The sequence below is a fragment of the Pseudoalteromonas sp. CF6-2 genome (assembly GCF_021729425.1).
Taxonomy (GTDB): domain Bacteria; phylum Pseudomonadota; class Gammaproteobacteria; order Enterobacterales; family Alteromonadaceae; genus Pseudoalteromonas; species Pseudoalteromonas arabiensis.
This window is the reverse complement of record NZ_CP091442.1, coordinates 799,745-815,548: the sequence shown is the minus strand read 5'-3', so window position 1 is coordinate 815,548 and position 15,804 is coordinate 799,745. Positions and strand designations below refer to the sequence as shown.

The following is a 15,804-nucleotide window of genomic DNA, read 5'->3' as shown; positions in this document are numbered from 1 at the left end:
TGAGCACATAATTATGACGCAAGATGAATTAAAAAAAGCCGCTGCCTGGGCAGCACTCGAGTTTGTAAATGAAAACACCATAGTGGGTGTAGGTACAGGCTCAACAGTCAATCATTTTATTGATGCACTGGGTACCGTAAAAGACACCCTTGTTGGTGCGGTTTCAAGCTCTGAGGCTTCAACTGAAAAGCTAAAAGCACTGGGTATTGAAGTATTCGAGCTTAACGAGGTATCAAGTCTTGATGTGTATGTTGATGGTGCAGACGAAATCAACCCACACAACGAAATGATCAAAGGCGGTGGTGCAGCGCTGACACGTGAAAAAATCGTTTCAGCAGTCGCAAAACAATTTGTTTGTATTGTTGACGAATCTAAAGAAGTTGCAACATTAGGGGCTTTTCCACTGCCGGTTGAAGTGATCCCGATGGCACGCAGCTATGTAGCTCGTGAACTCGTAAAACTAGGTGGTGACCCCGTTTACCGTGAAGGTGTTGTAACAGATAACGGTAACGTTATTTTAGACGTACACAATTTAGATATCAGCAATGCCAAAGAATTAGAACTAACAATCAACCAGATTGTGGGTGTAGTAACAAACGGCTTATTTGCCCATCGCGGTGCAGATAAAGTCATTATCGGCACCAAAAATGGGCCGCAAATCAAGTAAATAGGAATGAGGATATGAGTAAGGTATCGTTAGCAAAAGACAAAATTAAAATTCTCTTGCTGGAAGGCGTGCACCAAAGTGCTGTAGAAACGCTTAAGCGTAATGGCTACAGTAATATTGATTACGTAAAAACATCCTTACCTGAAGACGAGCTCATTGAGCGCATTAAAGATGTGCACTTTGTAGGCCTTCGTTCTCGCACTCATATTAATGAAGCGGTATTAGAAGCAGCTGAAAAGCTAGTCGCAATCGGCTGCTTCTGTATCGGTACTAACCAAGTCGACCTGCAAGGTGCTCGTGAACGTGGTATTGCGGTATTTAACGCACCATTCTCGAACACCCGCTCTGTAGCAGAATTAGTACTTGGTGAAATCTTATTATTACTTCGTGGTATTCCAGCGCGTAATGCTCTCGCGCACCGTGGCGGTTGGTTAAAATCTGCCAACGGTTCATTTGAAGCGCGTGGTAAAACGTTAGGTATTATTGGTTACGGCCACATCGGTACACAGCTAGGGATCATGGCTGAAAATATCGGTATGAACGTTGAGTTTTACGATATTGAAGACAAGCTAACACTGGGTAATGCAACACAAGTTCATAACCTTACTCAGTTACTACAACGTGCTGACGTTATTAGCTTACACGTACCAGAAACACCGCAAACGAAGAACCTAATTGGTATGGCTGAGCTTGAAGTAATGAAGCAAGGCGCCATCTTGATCAATGCGTCTCGCGGTACGGTTGTTGATATCGATGCACTAGCAGAATCACTACGTGATAAAAAGCTAAGCGGCGCAGCAATCGACGTGTTCCCTGTCGAACCAAAATCAAATGATGAAGAATTTGTATCACCACTGCGCGAGTTCGATAACGTAATTTTGACTCCACATATTGGTGGTTCAACACAAGAAGCGCAAGAAAATATCGGTATTGAAGTAGCAGGTAAACTCGCTAAATACTCTGATAATGGTTCAACCATTACTGCGGTTAACTTCCCTGAAGTATCACTGCCTGAGCTTGCAAACCGTAGCCGCCTATTACACGTACACCACAACCGCCCAGGTGTTCTAACGCAAATTAACCAAGCGTTTGCACAGCACGGTATTAATATCGCTGCCCAGTACTTACAAACTGACGAAGCGATTGGTTACGTGGTCATCGATGTAGATACCGATCACTCTGAAGTAGCCCTTAAAGAACTAAGTGCCGTTGAAGGTACAATCAGAGCACGTATCCTCCACTAATCATTCGCATATCGAGATTAAAAAGCGCAACCAGTTAAACTGCTTGCGCTTTTTTGTTGTAACTTTGTAGGTTGCTCTAAGCAAAGCGAAAGCCACCAGCATCAAGCTTGATCGCTAAGTCAAAAATACCTCACCGTAGGCGTGAAATTTATTTCGCGTGAACATCAGCTACTGAAGATAACTTTCCGGTAGTATTTCCTTAGTTAATTTGTTAAAAATGTTTTTATTATTTATTTGTGCAATTTATAAACAACCAAATTATTGAGAGTCAAAAGGAATTTGAGTCATGGATGAAATATTTGCATTTGCCGATGAAAGTGGCACCTCAAAAGGATGTCCCTGCTACACGATAGGTATAATTGCTATTCCCAAGCACTACTTCGCTGCATTCAATCAAAAGATTTCTGACATTTACGATAATAGTGGTCTACAAGGTGAAATAAAATGGGAAAAAGTTAGGAAAAGTGCTGGTCAGATAAATTTATGTATAGATATATTGAGATTCATATTAACTAGTCCTGTTTCATTTCATGCTATAGCAGTACATAAACAACCTTATAGAAAGTGGCATAGCAATGAGGAGACAGCTTTTTACACAACTTATGATTTCCTCATACGTGAGAGTAGCCGTTCGAAAAATGCAAAAATAACTGTCTTTGCAGATCAAAAATCTAGCTCTTATTCAAAACAAAATGAAGTAATGCAGATAGTAACAAATCATATGTTAGCGAAGCTGCCAACATGTTCAAAAGTACATCATGTTGCAATGGAAGATTCTAAATATCACTGGGGCTTACAAACAGTAGATATATTAACTGGTGCAGTTAACAGCAGTTATCAATTGTTTTTTAATCCTTCGGCACAAATGCAGCTAGCTAAGAAAATAGCTATAAGTAAAATGGCAAGTCTTCTAGGTTGGGATTCTCTAGCATACGATACAATGCCGAACAATGACTTTAATATTTGGCACTTCCCTCTGGAAACGAGAGCTATTCCTGCAACAAAGCAAGTTATACCAAACTTTTCAATAACTAATATAAGTAGAGAGGAGTTTGAGTATTATATGAGAATTAACAAATAATTTTACTTTATTACTAATCACTTTCTTTGCGAATAAACTCCCCCACAACCACACTTCCCTGTGTAAATCACGCCGATGAGTCAGTAAATTTTACTCATCAGTCGCTTGAGATTCTGCATCTTTATCTTGGTGTTTTTCGCTTATCATGGCGTTTAACTTCTCGCCGCCTTTGATACCAAAATCTAACGTGCGGATTGGGAATGGGATGGTCATGTCAGCTTCGCTCAGCGCGCTTCTGACTGCCACAACTGCCTTGTGACGAACGGTCATGAAATCTGCTTCGCCTGGGTATTTAATCCAAAACCAAACCAATAAGTTAACGCTGCTATCACCAAAGCTTTCGGCGTACACAGCGGTTTCTTCTTGTTTAATGACAAAATCAAACTCATTGATTTTTTTAACAATTACCTCAGCGGCTTGCTCTGGGTCGTCAGCATACGAAATACCCACAGGCACTTCAATACGACGCACACCTAATGTACTGTAATTGCTGAGTATATTTCTAAACAGAATCTTATTAGGCACCAAGATAAGTTGCCCATAAAAGTTTTCGATAAGAGTGTTTCTAAGGTTAATCGCCTTGACGGTACCAAACACACTTTCGGTGCGAATTACATCACCTGTTTTAAATGGTTTGCGAATACCCATAGCAATACCTGCTATAAGGTTCTCTGTCATATCCTGAAAGGCAAAACCAATGGCAAGGCCAACTATACCCGCACCCGCGAGTAATGAGGTGACAGTACCTCTAAGCCCCAAGAAATCAAGGGCTACAAATAAGCCTACACATAACACGATGACTTTTACTATCGACGACATTAAATCGGCTATTTGCGAAGACTCTAGCGAGCGGCGTAATAGCTTTCTGAGCATTGAACCAACAATACGCGCCAGCAATGAAAACACGATAGTGATTATTACTGCGACAATAAAGTTTGGAATATGGCTTATGATGATATCAACCCAGCCACCGAGTTTTTCTTCTATCAGCTTTTCAGCTTCACTTACTGACGGAATTTTTAACATTTTTATACCTTGTTGAATTAATTGCTCAACAAAGTATTTAGCAAAATGAACGCCATTTCTAATTTAGTATATTAAAACCATAAAAAAGCCGTGCTTAGCACGGCTCTTCTAATTCATTTTACTAAAAATTAGTTCTGCTCTTCGCGTAAGAAAACGGGCTCTAATTCTTTTGCTGTTGCATCGCTGCTGAAGTAATAACCTGCAACGGTGAAATCTTTTAAATCACTCAATTGGGTAACTTTATTTTCAATGATGTAACGCGCCATCATGCCGCGGGCCTTTTTCGCATAAAAGCTGATCACTTTATATTGGCCGTTTTTACAGTCCTTAAAGTGTGGCGTGATAATTTGTGCATTTAAGGCTTTTTTATCAACCGCTTTAAAATACTCATTAGAAGCAAGATTAACTAAATACTTGCTATCTTGCTCAGCAAGCACAGTATTAAGCTTTTCGGCAATCACGCTGCCCCAAAATTCATAGAGGTTTTTACCACGTGGATTTTCAAGCTTGGTGCCCATCTCAAGGCGATAAGCTTGCATTAAATCAAGTGGCTTCAGCACACCGTAAAGACCAGACAAAATACGTAAGTGAGATTGTGCATAATCTAGCTCTGAACTCGTCAATGTTGCTGCATCTAAACCACCATACACATCACCATTAAAAGCCAGCACCGCTTGTTTTGCGTTATCGGTAGTAAAGGGCTGTGACCACTCTGCGAATCGTGCTGCGTTTAAACCAGCTAGTTTATCGCTGATTTTCATCAAGCTACCAATTTGCGCAGGTGTTAAATCACGGCAAACTGACATTAACTCTTCGCTGTGCTCGAGTAATTCAGGTTGAGTGAATTTATCGGTCGTGGCTGGTGTTTCGTAATCTAAATTTTTTGCTGGTGAAATAACAGTGATCATAGTTAGCTATTGACTTGTAATTTGTTTGATGTCAATTTCAACATTAATTGAATCAAAATGCACGTTTTGTTTCATCCTGCCTTGATACACTGCATTTTTACACCTAATGCCTTGGTTTTCTAAATTAAGGACATATAACCTATTAAACACTGTCATAGTGTTGCAGTATTAAGGCCGCTATAATGGATTTTCTTTTAACTTGCTTGGAATGAGGAAAGCAAATGACTTCAGCACTACAAAGGCTTAAACAGCATTCATCTATTGTTGCAGATACAGGTGATATCGAAGCTATCAAAAAGCACCAACCAGAAGATGCAACAACAAACCCATCTTTACTTTTAAAAGCCAGTGAAATTGAAGCGTATAAGCCTTATTTAGATAAAGCGTGGCAATACGCTAAAGAGACCGAGCAAGATGCAGCTAAACAACTTGAGTTAGCATGTGATTACTTCGCTGTATTAATCGGTAAAGAAATTAGCGAAATCGTACCGGGCTATATCTCAACAGAAGTAGACGCTCGTTTATCATTTGATACCCAAGCGACTATCGACAAAGCTCACACTTTACTGAGCCTTTACGAAAAAGAAGGCGTGAGCAAAGATAAAATTCTAATCAAAGTTGCATCAACGTGGGAAGGTATCAAAGCCGCAGAACAGCTTGAAAAAGAAGGCACTAAGTGTAACTTAACGCTGTTATTCTCTGAAGCACAAGCCCGCGCATGTGCCGATGCAAATGTATTTTTAATTTCACCATTCGTTGGCCGTATTCTAGATTGGCACGTTGCTAATGGCATGGAAAAACCAACTGATCCGCTAAACGATCCTGGTGTGCAATCAGTACGTAGTATTTACGAATTCTACAAACGCCACGGTTACAAAACGGTTGTTATGGGCGCAAGCTTCCGTAACACAGGCGAGATCATCGCGCTTACAGGCTGTGATAAGTTAACGATTAGCCCTGCTCTTTTAGAAGAGTTAGGCCAATTAACTGATGCACAAGAGTACTTACTAGAGAGCGACTTTACTGTTGAAGAAAAACCAGCACCGCTAACTGAAAGCCAGTTCCGTTGGTTACACAACCAAGATGCTATGGCAACAGAGAAACTAGCTGAAGGTATCCGCTCGTTCGCTCAAGCTCAAATTGAATTAGAAGCTCGCTTTAAAGCGATGTAATTTGCACAACAGCATTTTTTTGAAACGCCACCGCTCGGTGGCGTTTTTGTTTCTAAAATAACTAAATCATTGATCTATTCATCTATCAATCACAGTTCTGTAACAGTATTGTCACTTTTTTATTCTATTTTTAAGCAGCCTGTGGTATAGGTATTTCCGAGGTTCAAAAAATCAATAGGAGAAGTTCATGGATAGCCTAGACGATATTTTAGAAATATTAGAAGGTCCTAATAAAACAAGAAAGACCTCTACAAAAAATAAAAAGAGAAAATGGCGTGAAATCGAAGCGTTAAAAGATAAGCATAGATTACGCAAAGAACTACAGGAGTTAGACTACTTTACAGACAGTATTGCTATTGATGAGCTAGACTTTTTGTAAATTCAAAGGCCCAATTGGGCCTTTTGCATTTCTGTTATAGAATTTGTGGTAAAGACCAATTTACTGGCGTTTTATTTTGATCGCTAAGTAGCTGGTTTGCTTTTGAAAAGTGCTGACAACCAAAAAAGCCACGGTGAGCAGAAAGCGGTGATGGATGCGGACCTTGAATCACATGATGACGCGAGGTATCAATATGTTTACCTTTTTTCTGAGCATGTGCGCCCCATAATATAAACACCACCCCCTCACAATGCTGATTGATAAACGCAATCACTGCATCGGTAAATTGCTCCCAGCCAAGGTGCTTATGAGAATGAGCCTGCCCTTGCTCGACCGTCAGTACGGTGTTAAGTAAAAACACACCTTGCTCGGCCCAACTTTGCAAATAGCCATGGTGAGGTACTTCAAAACCATCAATATCGGTTGCCAACTCTTTATACATATTTTTCAAAGAGGGAGGTAACTTTTTAACTTCAGGCAATACAGAAAAGCACAAACCATGGGCTTGGCCTTCTCCGTGGTAAGGATCTTGCCCTAAAATAACCACTTTGATTTCACTTAATGGTGTGGCATCAAAAGCTGAAAATACCTGTTCATCTTTTGGATAAACGCTAACGCCTGCTGCACGTCTATCTGCCACATATTGCAAGGTTTCTTGCATGTAGGGTTTAGCAAGCTCGGTATCTAGAAGTGTTTGCCAATCGTTCATTTTGAAGCCTGTATTTGCTGACGAGAAACGTCTATTTTACCACACATATCAGTCAAACCATCAAGCATGCGGGTTGTAAAGCGGTGCAATAAATCTGCATTCACACTAATAAACTGGTTATGCTGCACCGCTGGCATTTCTGGCCATTGTCGCCAATCAATTTTAGGCTGAGGCTTTTTCGATTTTTCATCTGGGATAATGATGACTTCTGGCTCTGCTACCAATACATTTTCAATACTAATGCGCGGGTAGTCTGTATCGCTATTAGCAAACACATTATCCGCATGACAAATGGTTAATAGCTGATTGATCCAAGTATTTCCGCCAACTGTCATCATCGGCTCTGGCCATAATTGATAAAACACCGAAACGGTCGTTTTACCCTCTTGGGCTGCACGAATAGCACTCAGCTTAGCTTCAAACTCTTTAGCCACTTTATTTGCCTTTGTTTGCAAATGCGTAAGCGTGCCTAGTTTACGTAGTTCATCAGCAACATTATCAACCTGATTTGGGTTGCTGTACGCTACCGGAATGCCTAATTTTTCAATGTAAGCAAGATCGTCGGCTTTGTTGCCCGCTTTCCAAGCCAAAACAAGGTCTGGTTTTAACGACAACAGTTTTTCCATGTTGATGCCGTAATAACCGCCTACCCGTTCGATATCATTCGCTTGCTGAGGGAAGTCTGCATAATCAACGGTACCAACAATGCGCTCTCCTGCACCAATCGCAAATAGGTTTTCAACGATATGCGGTGCTAAAGCAACAATACGCTGAGGCTGTTTTATTTCATGAGCCTGAGCCAATGCTGGTAAATAAAATAAAACACCTAAGAGTGCAAACTTGATGGCCTTCATGTTAATAATCGAACCCTTTTTGCGCTTTTATTCCTGCATCAAAAGCGTGTTTTACATTTTTGACTTCACTGACTGTATCAGCTAAGTCGGTCAATTTTCGGTGCGCTCCACGCCCAGTAATAATCACCGATTGCATAGCAGGGCGAGAGCCAATTGCCTCTAGCACTTCATCTAAATCAATATAGCCGTAGGTGATCATGTAGGTTATTTCGTCTAGCATAACGAGGTTAATCGAGTCATCCTTCAGCATTCTTTTTGCTTCTTGCCATGTCACCTGCGCAGCAGCGGTATCTGACTCTTTGTTTTGTGTTTCCCAAGTAAAACCGGTGTTCATAATAACAAATTCAACCCCTGCTTTTTCCAATAGGTTACGCTCACCGCACTCCCAAGTCCCTTTAATAAACTGACACACAGCCGCTTTCATTCCGTGACCAACCGCACGTGCAACAGTACCAAACCCAGAAGTCGATTTACCCTTGCCATTGCCAGTTATAACCTGAAAAATACCCTGTTCTTTTTGTGCAGCAGCAATCCGTTCGTCGACTTTTTCTTTAACTTTTTGCTGGCGTTGTTGGTGCTTATCTTGATTCTGTTCGCTCATTATTGTTCCTTATGCCTCTAAATTGAAATTCTCATAAATATTGATGATTTGTTCAATATCGAGATTCTCTGCTACCACGTTTGCTAAACGGCTTAACTGCTGTTCACGGTTTAAATTAATATCAATGGGATTTATTTGGCTATTTGGTGCAAGCCAAGTTATTAGCTCAGATACGCCCTCAGGGGTATCGAACAAGCCATGTAAGTAAGTACCTGCTATTTGGTTATCATTACTAATAAAGCCATCTACTTTGAATCCACTTGGGTGATTATTAAAACTCAAAAATGGCTTTTCAAATGCCGGCCCTTGGCTTATCCCTGCGTGAATTTCATAACCTGAAATTGCTTTATTGCTATTGTTTAAATGAAGAGTGCCAGAGACTTGGCTTAGTACTTTTTGTTGCCCTAATTGGGTTTCAAAGTCAGCAAGCCTTAGTCCTTCTGCGCTACCTAAATTAGATTCAACAGCATGTGGATCAGCAAGGTAGTTACCTAACATCTGCAGCCCACCACATACTCCGAGCACTTTGCCACCATAGCGTAGATGACGTGTTATTTGTTTATGCCAACCTTCATTTTTTAAAAACGCTAAGTCGCTAAGTACATTTTTACTACCCGGAATAATAATCAGATCAACACTTGGAATAGCCTGAGTATGACGTACATACTGTAAATCGATTTCGGGTTGTAATCGCAAAGCATCAAAATCTGTGTGATTACTAATATGAGGGAGTAACGGCACTGCTATGCGTAATTGCGGTTTATCGACCTGATTAGTTATAGCAACGGCATCTTCAGCATCTAGTGCTAAGTCATGTAAATAAGGTAACACCCCAAGCACTGGCTTATTGGTGTATTGCTCTAACCAATCAAGGCCACCTTGCAATAACGCAATATCACCCCGAAAACGATTAATCACAAAGCCTTTTACTCGCGCTTGCTCTGATTCTGATAATAACGCTAATGTACCGACTAAATGGGCAAACACACCACCTTTGTCGATATCGGCAATAATGATCACTGGGCAATCTACCGCCTCGGCGTAGCCCATATTGGCAATATCATTTTCACGCAGATTAATTTCTGCAGGGCTCCCTGCTCCTTCAACAATAAGTAATTCAAAACGCTCACTTAAGCGCTGCTGCGAAGTAAGAACCGCATCCATCGCCACTTTTTTGTAGTCATGATAACTGCCCGCTTCCATATTCGACAGCGCTTTACCATGAACAATGACCTGCGCCCCGGTATCGCTGTTAGGTTTTAATAAGATAGGGTTAAAATCGACTTCTGCGGGCACTTTTGCTGCTATAGCTTGTAGAGCTTGTGCTCGACCTATCTCGCCACCATCGGCGGTTACAGCGCTATTTAATGCCATATTTTGTGGCTTAAGGGGCGCAACCTTAACGCCTCGCTCAGCAAAGATTCGGCAAAGTGCTGCGACAAGAGTACTTTTACCTGCATCTGAGGTCGTGCCTTGCACCATTATTGTTTTCATGATTTTTCACTTTTTAAGGTTTGTGCAAGGCCTGCAATCACAAACTCAACACGTGTAACTTGCTGTGCTAAGGCTTGATGCAACCAGCCAGAATGATCAACAAACTGACGACTTAATTCACCGAGCGGCACAATACCATGACCTACTTCGTTACTAACAAAAATCACTTCACCAAGCAATTTTGCTTGCACATCAAGTAAGGCCGCTTTTTGCTCAAGCCAAAATGTTTCACCATGCTGGCATAAGCAATTACTCAACCACAGGGTTAAACAGTCCACTAAAATACAGTTTTCAGCTTGGCTATACTGTTGTAATGCTTTGGCTAAATACAAAGGCTCTTCAACAAGTTGCCAATGCTTAGCACGCTCTGCTTGATGCCTATTAATTCGGGCTGTCATTTCTTCATCACCTGCATTTGCTGTGGCAATGTAGATAAGCGGCTTGTTTGAATTTATTGCCTGCTGCTCAGCAAAACGGCTTTTACCGCTGCGCGCACCACCTAAAATTAAAGTATGTTGTTGGCTCATAATAAACTCACCAAGCAAAGGTAGGTAGCAAGCTCTGACACTTGCTGAGCTGCTCCTAAGCAATCACCGGTATAGCCAGATAACTGTTTTTCAAACCAGCGCTTTAATAGTAAACGAGTAACAAAAAGCACACTGACGAGTATTAATATTTGCCCTAGAGTGTAGCCAAAAAACAACCATGCAATTGCTAACACCGCACCGCCCGTTGCTAGCAGTATTTGATAACTTTGCGTGCTTAAATGTATCGCTATTGGTTTTACTTTAGATGTGGCGTCCTGACTTACATAGTCCATGTCTGCAATTAAACTTGTTGCGACAACACGGCTTAAGCTTTGCCCTAAAACAAGTGCAATAATCAGAGTACTGGTTACTTCACTAAGTGCGACGAGTGTTTGGTACTTAATTAATAAGGCCATCATTAACGCCGCAGCACCATAGGTACCTAAGCGACTATCTTTCATAATGCTCAGCTTATCTACAACGTGCCAACCGCCACCAAAGCCATCCCACACATCAGCTAGACCATCTTCATGAAAGGCCCCTGTGATTACCAAGCTAAACGCCATAACTAACGCGACTGCAATGGCTACAGGGAATAACCAACTTAGCAGTAAAAAGCTCAGCGCTAAAAGTACACCTAATAACACTCCAACTAATGCAAAATAACGGCTGGCCTGATTGAGTGCCGTGCTCGATACCTCAAAGTTTAATTTAACGGGGATACGCGTTAGAAAACTAAGCGCCAGCAAAAATAACTGAAGCTGGCTTGGGGTCGTGTTTGAAGTGTGATGTTCAACGCTCATATCAAACTACTTGCTCAACATTAGCATAGGCAAAACTTGCCATGTCATTGTAAAACGCCAAAGATGCTTGCAGTAAAGGTAAGGCAAGCGCAGCCCCAGTGCCCTCTCCTAAACGTAAATCGAGCTGTAATAAAGGTGATGCATGCAAGGCATTGAGCATTATTTTGTGTCCTTGCTCATCAGAGACATGGGCAAATAACATGTAATCACGAGCGTTTGCATTAATACGAGTTGCAACAAGCGCCGCTGCGGTACAAATAAAGCCATCAACGATCACAGCCATACCAAGCTCAGCAGCAGCTAAAATGGCACCGGTGATCTGTACAATTTCAAACCCACCTAATGCCGCTAGCGTCATTAAAGGGTCGTCAAAATGGGCTTGATGTAATTGAAGGGCTTGCTCAACAACCTTGATTTTTTTAGCAATAACCTCGTCACTCACACCAGTGCCTTTACCAACACATTGGCTGGCAGGTAAAGACAACAAAGCAGCCATTAGTGCTGCAGCACTTGTGGTATTGCCAATGCCCATCTCACCAAAGGCGATGGTATTGCAGCCTTGCTCATAGAGTGAATGAACTCTCTGCTTGGCTAATTCAAACCCTTTTTCAACCTGATTAAGTGACATAGCCATTTCAGTATGCAGTGGTGCAGTGATTTCACCTAAACGCTGGTTATGCACACTTTTATCGTGTGCCGTAGTGAGTGTTCCAGCATCAACAACTTCTAGCTGCCAGCCAAGCTGGCGACAAAAAACATTGATCGCTGCACCTCCTGCTGCAAAGTTTGCCACCATTTGTGATGTAACACTGCTAGGAGCAATTGACACCCCTTGGCTTGCCACACCATGGTCGCCTGCAAATACAACCAAAGAGGGGTTTGAAATAACCGGTTTAAAGGCAACTAGTGCCTGCTCACTATCAAGCTGCTTTGAAAAAATAAGCGTTAATTGTTTAGCACAATTCTCAAGCTGACCTAAGGCACCAAGCGGCTTTGTTTTAAGGTCTATTTTTTGTTGAATAACAGCTGAAAATTGCTGGTTAATTGGCATGATATTAAACATCAGCTACCTGCTCTGTTTACGAAAGTAAAGTAAAAATAAAAAGAACACGCTACCGATAGCGGCTGTGATCACACCAACGGGTAGTTCTTGGTTATTCAATAGGGTTCGGCATAACACATCTACCCACACCATAAAAATACCACCGACCAAGGATGTCATAACTAAGTTATGGCTGCTGCCTTGCGGTGAAAAGTAGCGCACAATATGTGGGATCATCAGGCCGACAAAACCAACGCCCCCACACATGGCAACAAGCACTGCTGTAATTAATGAGCTTAGCAGCAGCATCATGATTCGAAAGCGCTGTACATGAATCCCCAAGGTCGCAGCACTTTCATCACCAAGCAGCATTGCATTGAGCTGACGACGAAATGCAATCATCAGCGTCATGCAGGCAATAATAACGGCAAATGGCAACCAAAGAGTGTCCCACTGGGCACGAGAAAAACTGCCCATCGTCCAAAACAAAATAGCGGTTATGGCTTGAGGATCGCTAAAATAAAGCAGCAGACTAGTCAGAGCACTAAATAAAAAAGATAGAGCAACACCAGCAAGTAACATGGCTTCAACTTGGCCAACATGGCGACGCCCTGCAATAACAATAAGCAACAGCATAGAAAGTAAGCTTCCGGCAAATGCTGCAACTGACATACTAAAGCCAAAACTCACACCTGTTAGGGCTATAAAGCACACCACACCAAATGAAGCCCCGGAAGAAATACCAAACAAGTAAGGATCAGCAAGTGGGTTTCGGGTTACGGTCTGCAAAATTAATCCCGCGAGAGCAAGTCCAGATCCCGCTAAAAATGCCAGCACTGTTCTTGGCATACGCAACTGCCAAATAATGCGCTGCACAAATTCATCACTACCTTGGCTAAACAAGCCATTGAAAACCTCACTCAGCGGTGTATTTGCAGCACCAAAGCTCAGTGCTAAAAAACAACTAATAAGTCCAACGACAACACATATACTTAAACGCATTGCATCAGTCATGTTGATGCTCCTGTGTCTGATAACCATAGAAATAAGTTATATGCGGAATAAACTTATCAGTGCTTGATTGCGGATGAGCAGATACCGCTGCACAGACGCCAAATACATCGCTCAACAGCTGCTCTGTTAGCACCGCTTTTGGTTGCCCCTGACAAACCAAGCGACCTTCATCAATCACCAGTAGCTCATCACATAAACTCGCTGCGAGATTTAGATCATGGAAAGAGGCAAGCACAGTTACATCGAGTGACTTCGCTAATTCCATTATTTGAATTTGGTATTTAACATCAAGATGGCTGGTTGGCTCATCCATGATGAGCAACTTAGGCTGCTGTACAATAGAGCGTGCAATGAGCGCTCTTTGCTTTTCGCCGCCTGAAAGCGAATCAAATGCTTGTTCACTATGATGAGATAAACCAACCTGCTCTATCGCTTGATATATTCGTTGCTTATCATTGGCAGACGTACCGCTAAAAAGTCGCTTATGAGGTGTTAAGCCTAAACTCACCACATCGAATAAAGACAAATTAAACTGCGATGGTGATTCTTGTAAAACCACAGCAACCTGCTTTGCATACTCATCAGCACTGATTTGCCAGATATCTTGACCGCTTAGCAGCACAGCTCCTTGCTGAGGTTTCAAGTAACGATAAAGACAACGCAGCAGGCTTGATTTACCAGCCCCATTAGGGCCGAGTAAACCTATAAACTGCCCTGCCTTTAACTCAAGGTTAATTGATTCAAGTATGGTTTTATTCGCAGTACCCCAACTTAAATCAGACACTGATATCAATGGCGCAGCGCTAAGGCTATTTTGTTGCAAGCTTTTTCTCTCTTGGCGAGTAAGCACAACGCACAAGAAAGTACTGCTAAGTACCAGAAAATGACGTGAGTTGACCCGCTCGATGATTAATTGTTAGTACTAAGTATCTGGCTGACCATATATTTATATGGATTACAGTTGCGGGAACAGCTGGAGAATTTCACTCCATTCCATAGCATATGAGTATTATGGCGGGCTAAGTAAATAATTCAATGAATATCGCTCTAGATGGCTAAAAAACAATTTTTGGCCAAGCTTGCCCTTGTTCATCTATATATACATCGAGTGTAATTAGCCCTGCATAAGGGAGATGGAAAACATTTAAATGCGTAGCTGATTGTTTTGGCATCAGGCAAACAATAGCAAGGATTTGTTTAATCACACCTGCGTGACTAATTACCAATGACTGTTCATGCTTAGATTCGCACAATGATTGTAAAAACGTTTGCCACCATGCCTCTACTCGTGCATAAAAGTCTGCCATAGACTCACCATTAGGTACTTTTACTTGCCAAGGATGCTGCCAAAAATCACCGATATGAGGTTTACTAGTTTGCTGCCAAAGTTGCTGATAGTCTTGGCCGTCCCAATCACCGAAATTAAACTCTTTCAGCGCGTTATTGTACTGTACATTCAAGTTATGTTGGTTGGCTAAATAATCTGCATGGACTGAGCAACGTTTTAGCGGTGAGCTATATATGGCATTTAAATTTATAAGCTCAGCAGAGGCTTGGCGCATTTGTTCAAGGCCTTGCTCAGATAAAACAATATCGATTTGCCCAGCAAGAATGCCTAGCGTAGCTATCTCGCCATGGCGAAGAAAGTAAACTCGTGAAGTAAATGCGTCCATAATATTCCTCAGTAACCAATAGTCAACGTTAACGCGTTTTAAATACACTGTCGACTTATGCTAAGGAACTCATGCGAAGAGAGTTAAGCTAAACGCATTAATCGAACATCAAAATGCAGCACTGCGTTTGCGCCAATCTTGCCACCGTTACCTTTTTTACCCCAAGCAAGCTCTGGGGGGACCACAAATTCATAGCGAGAACCAATATTCATTAGCAACAAGCCTTCTTTTAATCCTTCAATTGCTTCAGATAAAGCGAACACCTCTGGCATACCCGCTTTGTAACTATCGGCAATCACACTGCCATCAGCAAGCATAATGCGCTGATTAATCACCACAGTATCAAACTCCGTTATGCGATCCCCCTCAACATCATCAATCACTTTATACATTAAACCCGATGGGCACTGATGCGTATCTGGATGAGATGAGAACTTAACGATGAATGCTTCACTATTTTTACGGTTTAAACCTGAGGAGCCTTTTGACTTAGTAGTTTTCTTACGAGACACAGCAAACCTAAATTGTATTACAAATATAAACGCTTTATCGCATAACAACGTAACTGAAGCAAGTGGAGGTGTGAAGAATGAGCAGGGCAAGTGCTGAG

Annotated in this window: 18 protein-coding genes and 1 riboswitch; of the genes, 5 read left to right on the top strand and 13 right to left on the bottom strand. The window is 41.8% G+C overall.

Going from position 1 to position 15,804, the window contains the following annotated elements; translation table 11 throughout:
- The first annotated feature begins 13 nt into the window (after window positions 1-13).
- From rpiA to L3Q70_RS03795, 3 genes are all read left to right on the top strand, one after another.
- Complete coding sequence (gene rpiA / locus L3Q70_RS03805; protein WP_062570243.1) at window positions 14-667, top strand: ribose-5-phosphate isomerase RpiA; 654 nt, start codon at window positions 14-16, stop codon at window positions 665-667.
- A gap of 14 nt (window positions 668-681) precedes the next feature.
- Complete coding sequence (serA, locus tag L3Q70_RS03800; RefSeq protein WP_062570242.1) at window positions 682-1,911, top strand: phosphoglycerate dehydrogenase; 1,230 nt, start codon at window positions 682-684, stop codon at window positions 1,909-1,911.
- Window positions 1,912-2,197: 286 nt separating this feature from the next.
- Window positions 2,198-2,992: a DUF3800 domain-containing protein gene (locus tag L3Q70_RS03795; RefSeq protein ID WP_237114875.1), complete on the top strand. Its 795-nt coding sequence runs from the start codon at window positions 2,198-2,200 to the stop codon at window positions 2,990-2,992.
- 90 nt (window positions 2,993-3,082) lie between these two features.
- On the opposite strand, the gene L3Q70_RS03790 is transcribed toward L3Q70_RS03795, so the two are convergent.
- Window positions 3,083-4,018, bottom strand: coding sequence for a mechanosensitive ion channel family protein (locus L3Q70_RS03790; protein ID WP_193988406.1), 936 nt, complete (start codon window positions 4,016-4,018; stop codon window positions 3,083-3,085).
- A 128-nt stretch (window positions 4,019-4,146) separates the two neighbouring features.
- Complete coding sequence (gene yaaA, locus L3Q70_RS03785; RefSeq protein ID WP_062570235.1) at window positions 4,147-4,926, bottom strand: peroxide stress protein YaaA; 780 nt, start codon at window positions 4,924-4,926, stop codon at window positions 4,147-4,149.
- Between the two features lie 221 nt (window positions 4,927-5,147).
- On the opposite strand from yaaA, the gene tal reads away from it, so the two are divergent.
- Window positions 5,148-6,098, top strand: a complete 951-nt coding sequence (gene tal / locus L3Q70_RS03780; RefSeq protein ID WP_062570234.1) for a transaldolase — start codon at window positions 5,148-5,150, stop codon at window positions 6,096-6,098.
- A gap of 187 nt (window positions 6,099-6,285) precedes the next feature.
- A complete protein-coding gene (locus L3Q70_RS03775; RefSeq protein WP_062570233.1) occupies window positions 6,286-6,477 on the top strand; it encodes a DUF3545 family protein in 192 nt (63 codons plus the stop codon).
- A gap of 34 nt (window positions 6,478-6,511) precedes the next feature.
- Here the strand turns inward: L3Q70_RS03775 and ung are convergent, their stop codons facing one another.
- From ung to L3Q70_RS03720, 11 genes are all read right to left on the bottom strand, one after another.
- Window positions 6,512-7,186 (bottom strand): uracil-DNA glycosylase, encoded by a 675-nt coding sequence (gene ung, locus L3Q70_RS03770; RefSeq protein WP_062570232.1) that lies wholly within the window; start codon window positions 7,184-7,186, stop codon window positions 6,512-6,514.
- The gene (locus tag L3Q70_RS03765; RefSeq protein WP_237114874.1) at window positions 7,183-8,040 is read right to left on the bottom strand and encodes a cobalamin-binding protein; all 858 of its coding nucleotides are present in this window, start codon (window positions 8,038-8,040) and stop codon (window positions 7,183-7,185) included. The genes ung and L3Q70_RS03765 overlap by 4 nt, the downstream gene beginning before the upstream one ends.
- A 1-nt stretch (window position 8,041) precedes the next feature.
- Window positions 8,042-8,641, bottom strand: a complete 600-nt coding sequence (cobO, locus tag L3Q70_RS03760; RefSeq protein ID WP_062570230.1) for a cob(I)yrinic acid a,c-diamide adenosyltransferase — start codon at window positions 8,639-8,641, stop codon at window positions 8,042-8,044.
- A gap of 9 nt (window positions 8,642-8,650) precedes the next feature.
- Window positions 8,651-10,135, bottom strand: a complete 1,485-nt coding sequence (locus tag L3Q70_RS03755) for a cobyric acid synthase (protein WP_062570229.1) — start codon at window positions 10,133-10,135, stop codon at window positions 8,651-8,653.
- A complete protein-coding gene (cobU, locus tag L3Q70_RS03750; RefSeq protein WP_062570228.1) occupies window positions 10,132-10,662 on the bottom strand; it encodes a bifunctional adenosylcobinamide kinase/adenosylcobinamide-phosphate guanylyltransferase in 531 nt (176 codons plus the stop codon). Before cobU ends, L3Q70_RS03755 begins: the two co-directional genes overlap by 4 nt.
- Complete coding sequence (locus tag L3Q70_RS03745; protein ID WP_237114873.1) at window positions 10,659-11,465, bottom strand: adenosylcobinamide-GDP ribazoletransferase; 807 nt, start codon at window positions 11,463-11,465, stop codon at window positions 10,659-10,661. Before L3Q70_RS03745 ends, cobU begins: the two co-directional genes overlap by 4 nt.
- Window position 11,466: 1 nt before the next feature.
- Window positions 11,467-12,528, bottom strand: coding sequence for a nicotinate-nucleotide--dimethylbenzimidazole phosphoribosyltransferase (gene cobT, locus L3Q70_RS03740; RefSeq protein ID WP_237114872.1), 1,062 nt, complete (start codon window positions 12,526-12,528; stop codon window positions 11,467-11,469).
- Between the two features lie 3 nt (window positions 12,529-12,531).
- Window positions 12,532-13,521: an iron ABC transporter permease gene (locus tag L3Q70_RS03735; protein WP_237114871.1), complete on the bottom strand. Its 990-nt coding sequence runs from the start codon at window positions 13,519-13,521 to the stop codon at window positions 12,532-12,534.
- Complete coding sequence (locus L3Q70_RS03730; RefSeq protein ID WP_237114870.1) at window positions 13,514-14,344, bottom strand: ABC transporter ATP-binding protein; 831 nt, start codon at window positions 14,342-14,344, stop codon at window positions 13,514-13,516. Before L3Q70_RS03730 ends, L3Q70_RS03735 begins: the two co-directional genes overlap by 8 nt.
- Before the next feature lie 80 nt (window positions 14,345-14,424).
- A riboswitch (cobalamin riboswitch) is annotated at window positions 14,425-14,564 on the bottom strand.
- A 12-nt stretch (window positions 14,565-14,576) separates the two neighbouring features.
- Complete coding sequence (locus L3Q70_RS03725; RefSeq protein WP_062570224.1) at window positions 14,577-15,194, bottom strand: histidine phosphatase family protein; 618 nt, start codon at window positions 15,192-15,194, stop codon at window positions 14,577-14,579.
- A gap of 83 nt (window positions 15,195-15,277) precedes the next feature.
- Window positions 15,278-15,706, bottom strand: coding sequence for an FKBP-type peptidyl-prolyl cis-trans isomerase (locus L3Q70_RS03720; protein WP_237114869.1), 429 nt, complete (start codon window positions 15,704-15,706; stop codon window positions 15,278-15,280).
- Window positions 15,707-15,804: the final 98 nt, after the last annotated feature.

Coding starts and splice junctions, on each gene's coding strand:
- L3Q70_RS03765 (WP_237114874.1), bottom strand. CDS start 8,040: ATGAAGGCCATCAAGTTTGCACTCTTAGGTGTTTTATTTTATTTACCA.
- L3Q70_RS03795 (WP_237114875.1), top strand. CDS start 2,198: ATGGATGAAATATTTGCATTTGCCGATGAAAGTGGCACCTCAAAAGGA.
- tal (WP_062570234.1), top strand. CDS start 5,148: ATGACTTCAGCACTACAAAGGCTTAAACAGCATTCATCTATTGTTGCA.
- L3Q70_RS03745 (WP_237114873.1), bottom strand. CDS start 11,465: ATGAGCGTTGAACATCACACTTCAAACACGACCCCAAGCCAGCTTCAG.
- L3Q70_RS03790 (WP_193988406.1), bottom strand. CDS start 4,018: ATGTTAAAAATTCCGTCAGTAAGTGAAGCTGAAAAGCTGATAGAAGAA.
- cobU (WP_062570228.1), bottom strand. CDS start 10,662: ATGAGCCAACAACATACTTTAATTTTAGGTGGTGCGCGCAGCGGTAAA.
- L3Q70_RS03755 (WP_062570229.1), bottom strand. CDS start 10,135: ATGAAAACAATAATGGTGCAAGGCACGACCTCAGATGCAGGTAAAAGT.
- ung (WP_062570232.1), bottom strand. CDS start 7,186: ATGAACGATTGGCAAACACTTCTAGATACCGAGCTTGCTAAACCCTAC.
- rpiA (WP_062570243.1), top strand. CDS start 14: ATGACGCAAGATGAATTAAAAAAAGCCGCTGCCTGGGCAGCACTCGAG.
- L3Q70_RS03775 (WP_062570233.1), top strand. CDS start 6,286: ATGGATAGCCTAGACGATATTTTAGAAATATTAGAAGGTCCTAATAAA.
- L3Q70_RS03725 (WP_062570224.1), bottom strand. CDS start 15,194: ATGGACGCATTTACTTCACGAGTTTACTTTCTTCGCCATGGCGAGATA.
- cobO (WP_062570230.1), bottom strand. CDS start 8,641: ATGAGCGAACAGAATCAAGATAAGCACCAACAACGCCAGCAAAAAGTT.
- yaaA (WP_062570235.1), bottom strand. CDS start 4,926: ATGATCACTGTTATTTCACCAGCAAAAAATTTAGATTACGAAACACCA.
- cobT (WP_237114872.1), bottom strand. CDS start 12,528: ATGTTTAATATCATGCCAATTAACCAGCAATTTTCAGCTGTTATTCAA.
- L3Q70_RS03735 (WP_237114871.1), bottom strand. CDS start 13,521: ATGACTGATGCAATGCGTTTAAGTATATGTGTTGTCGTTGGACTTATT.
- serA (WP_062570242.1), top strand. CDS start 682: ATGAGTAAGGTATCGTTAGCAAAAGACAAAATTAAAATTCTCTTGCTG.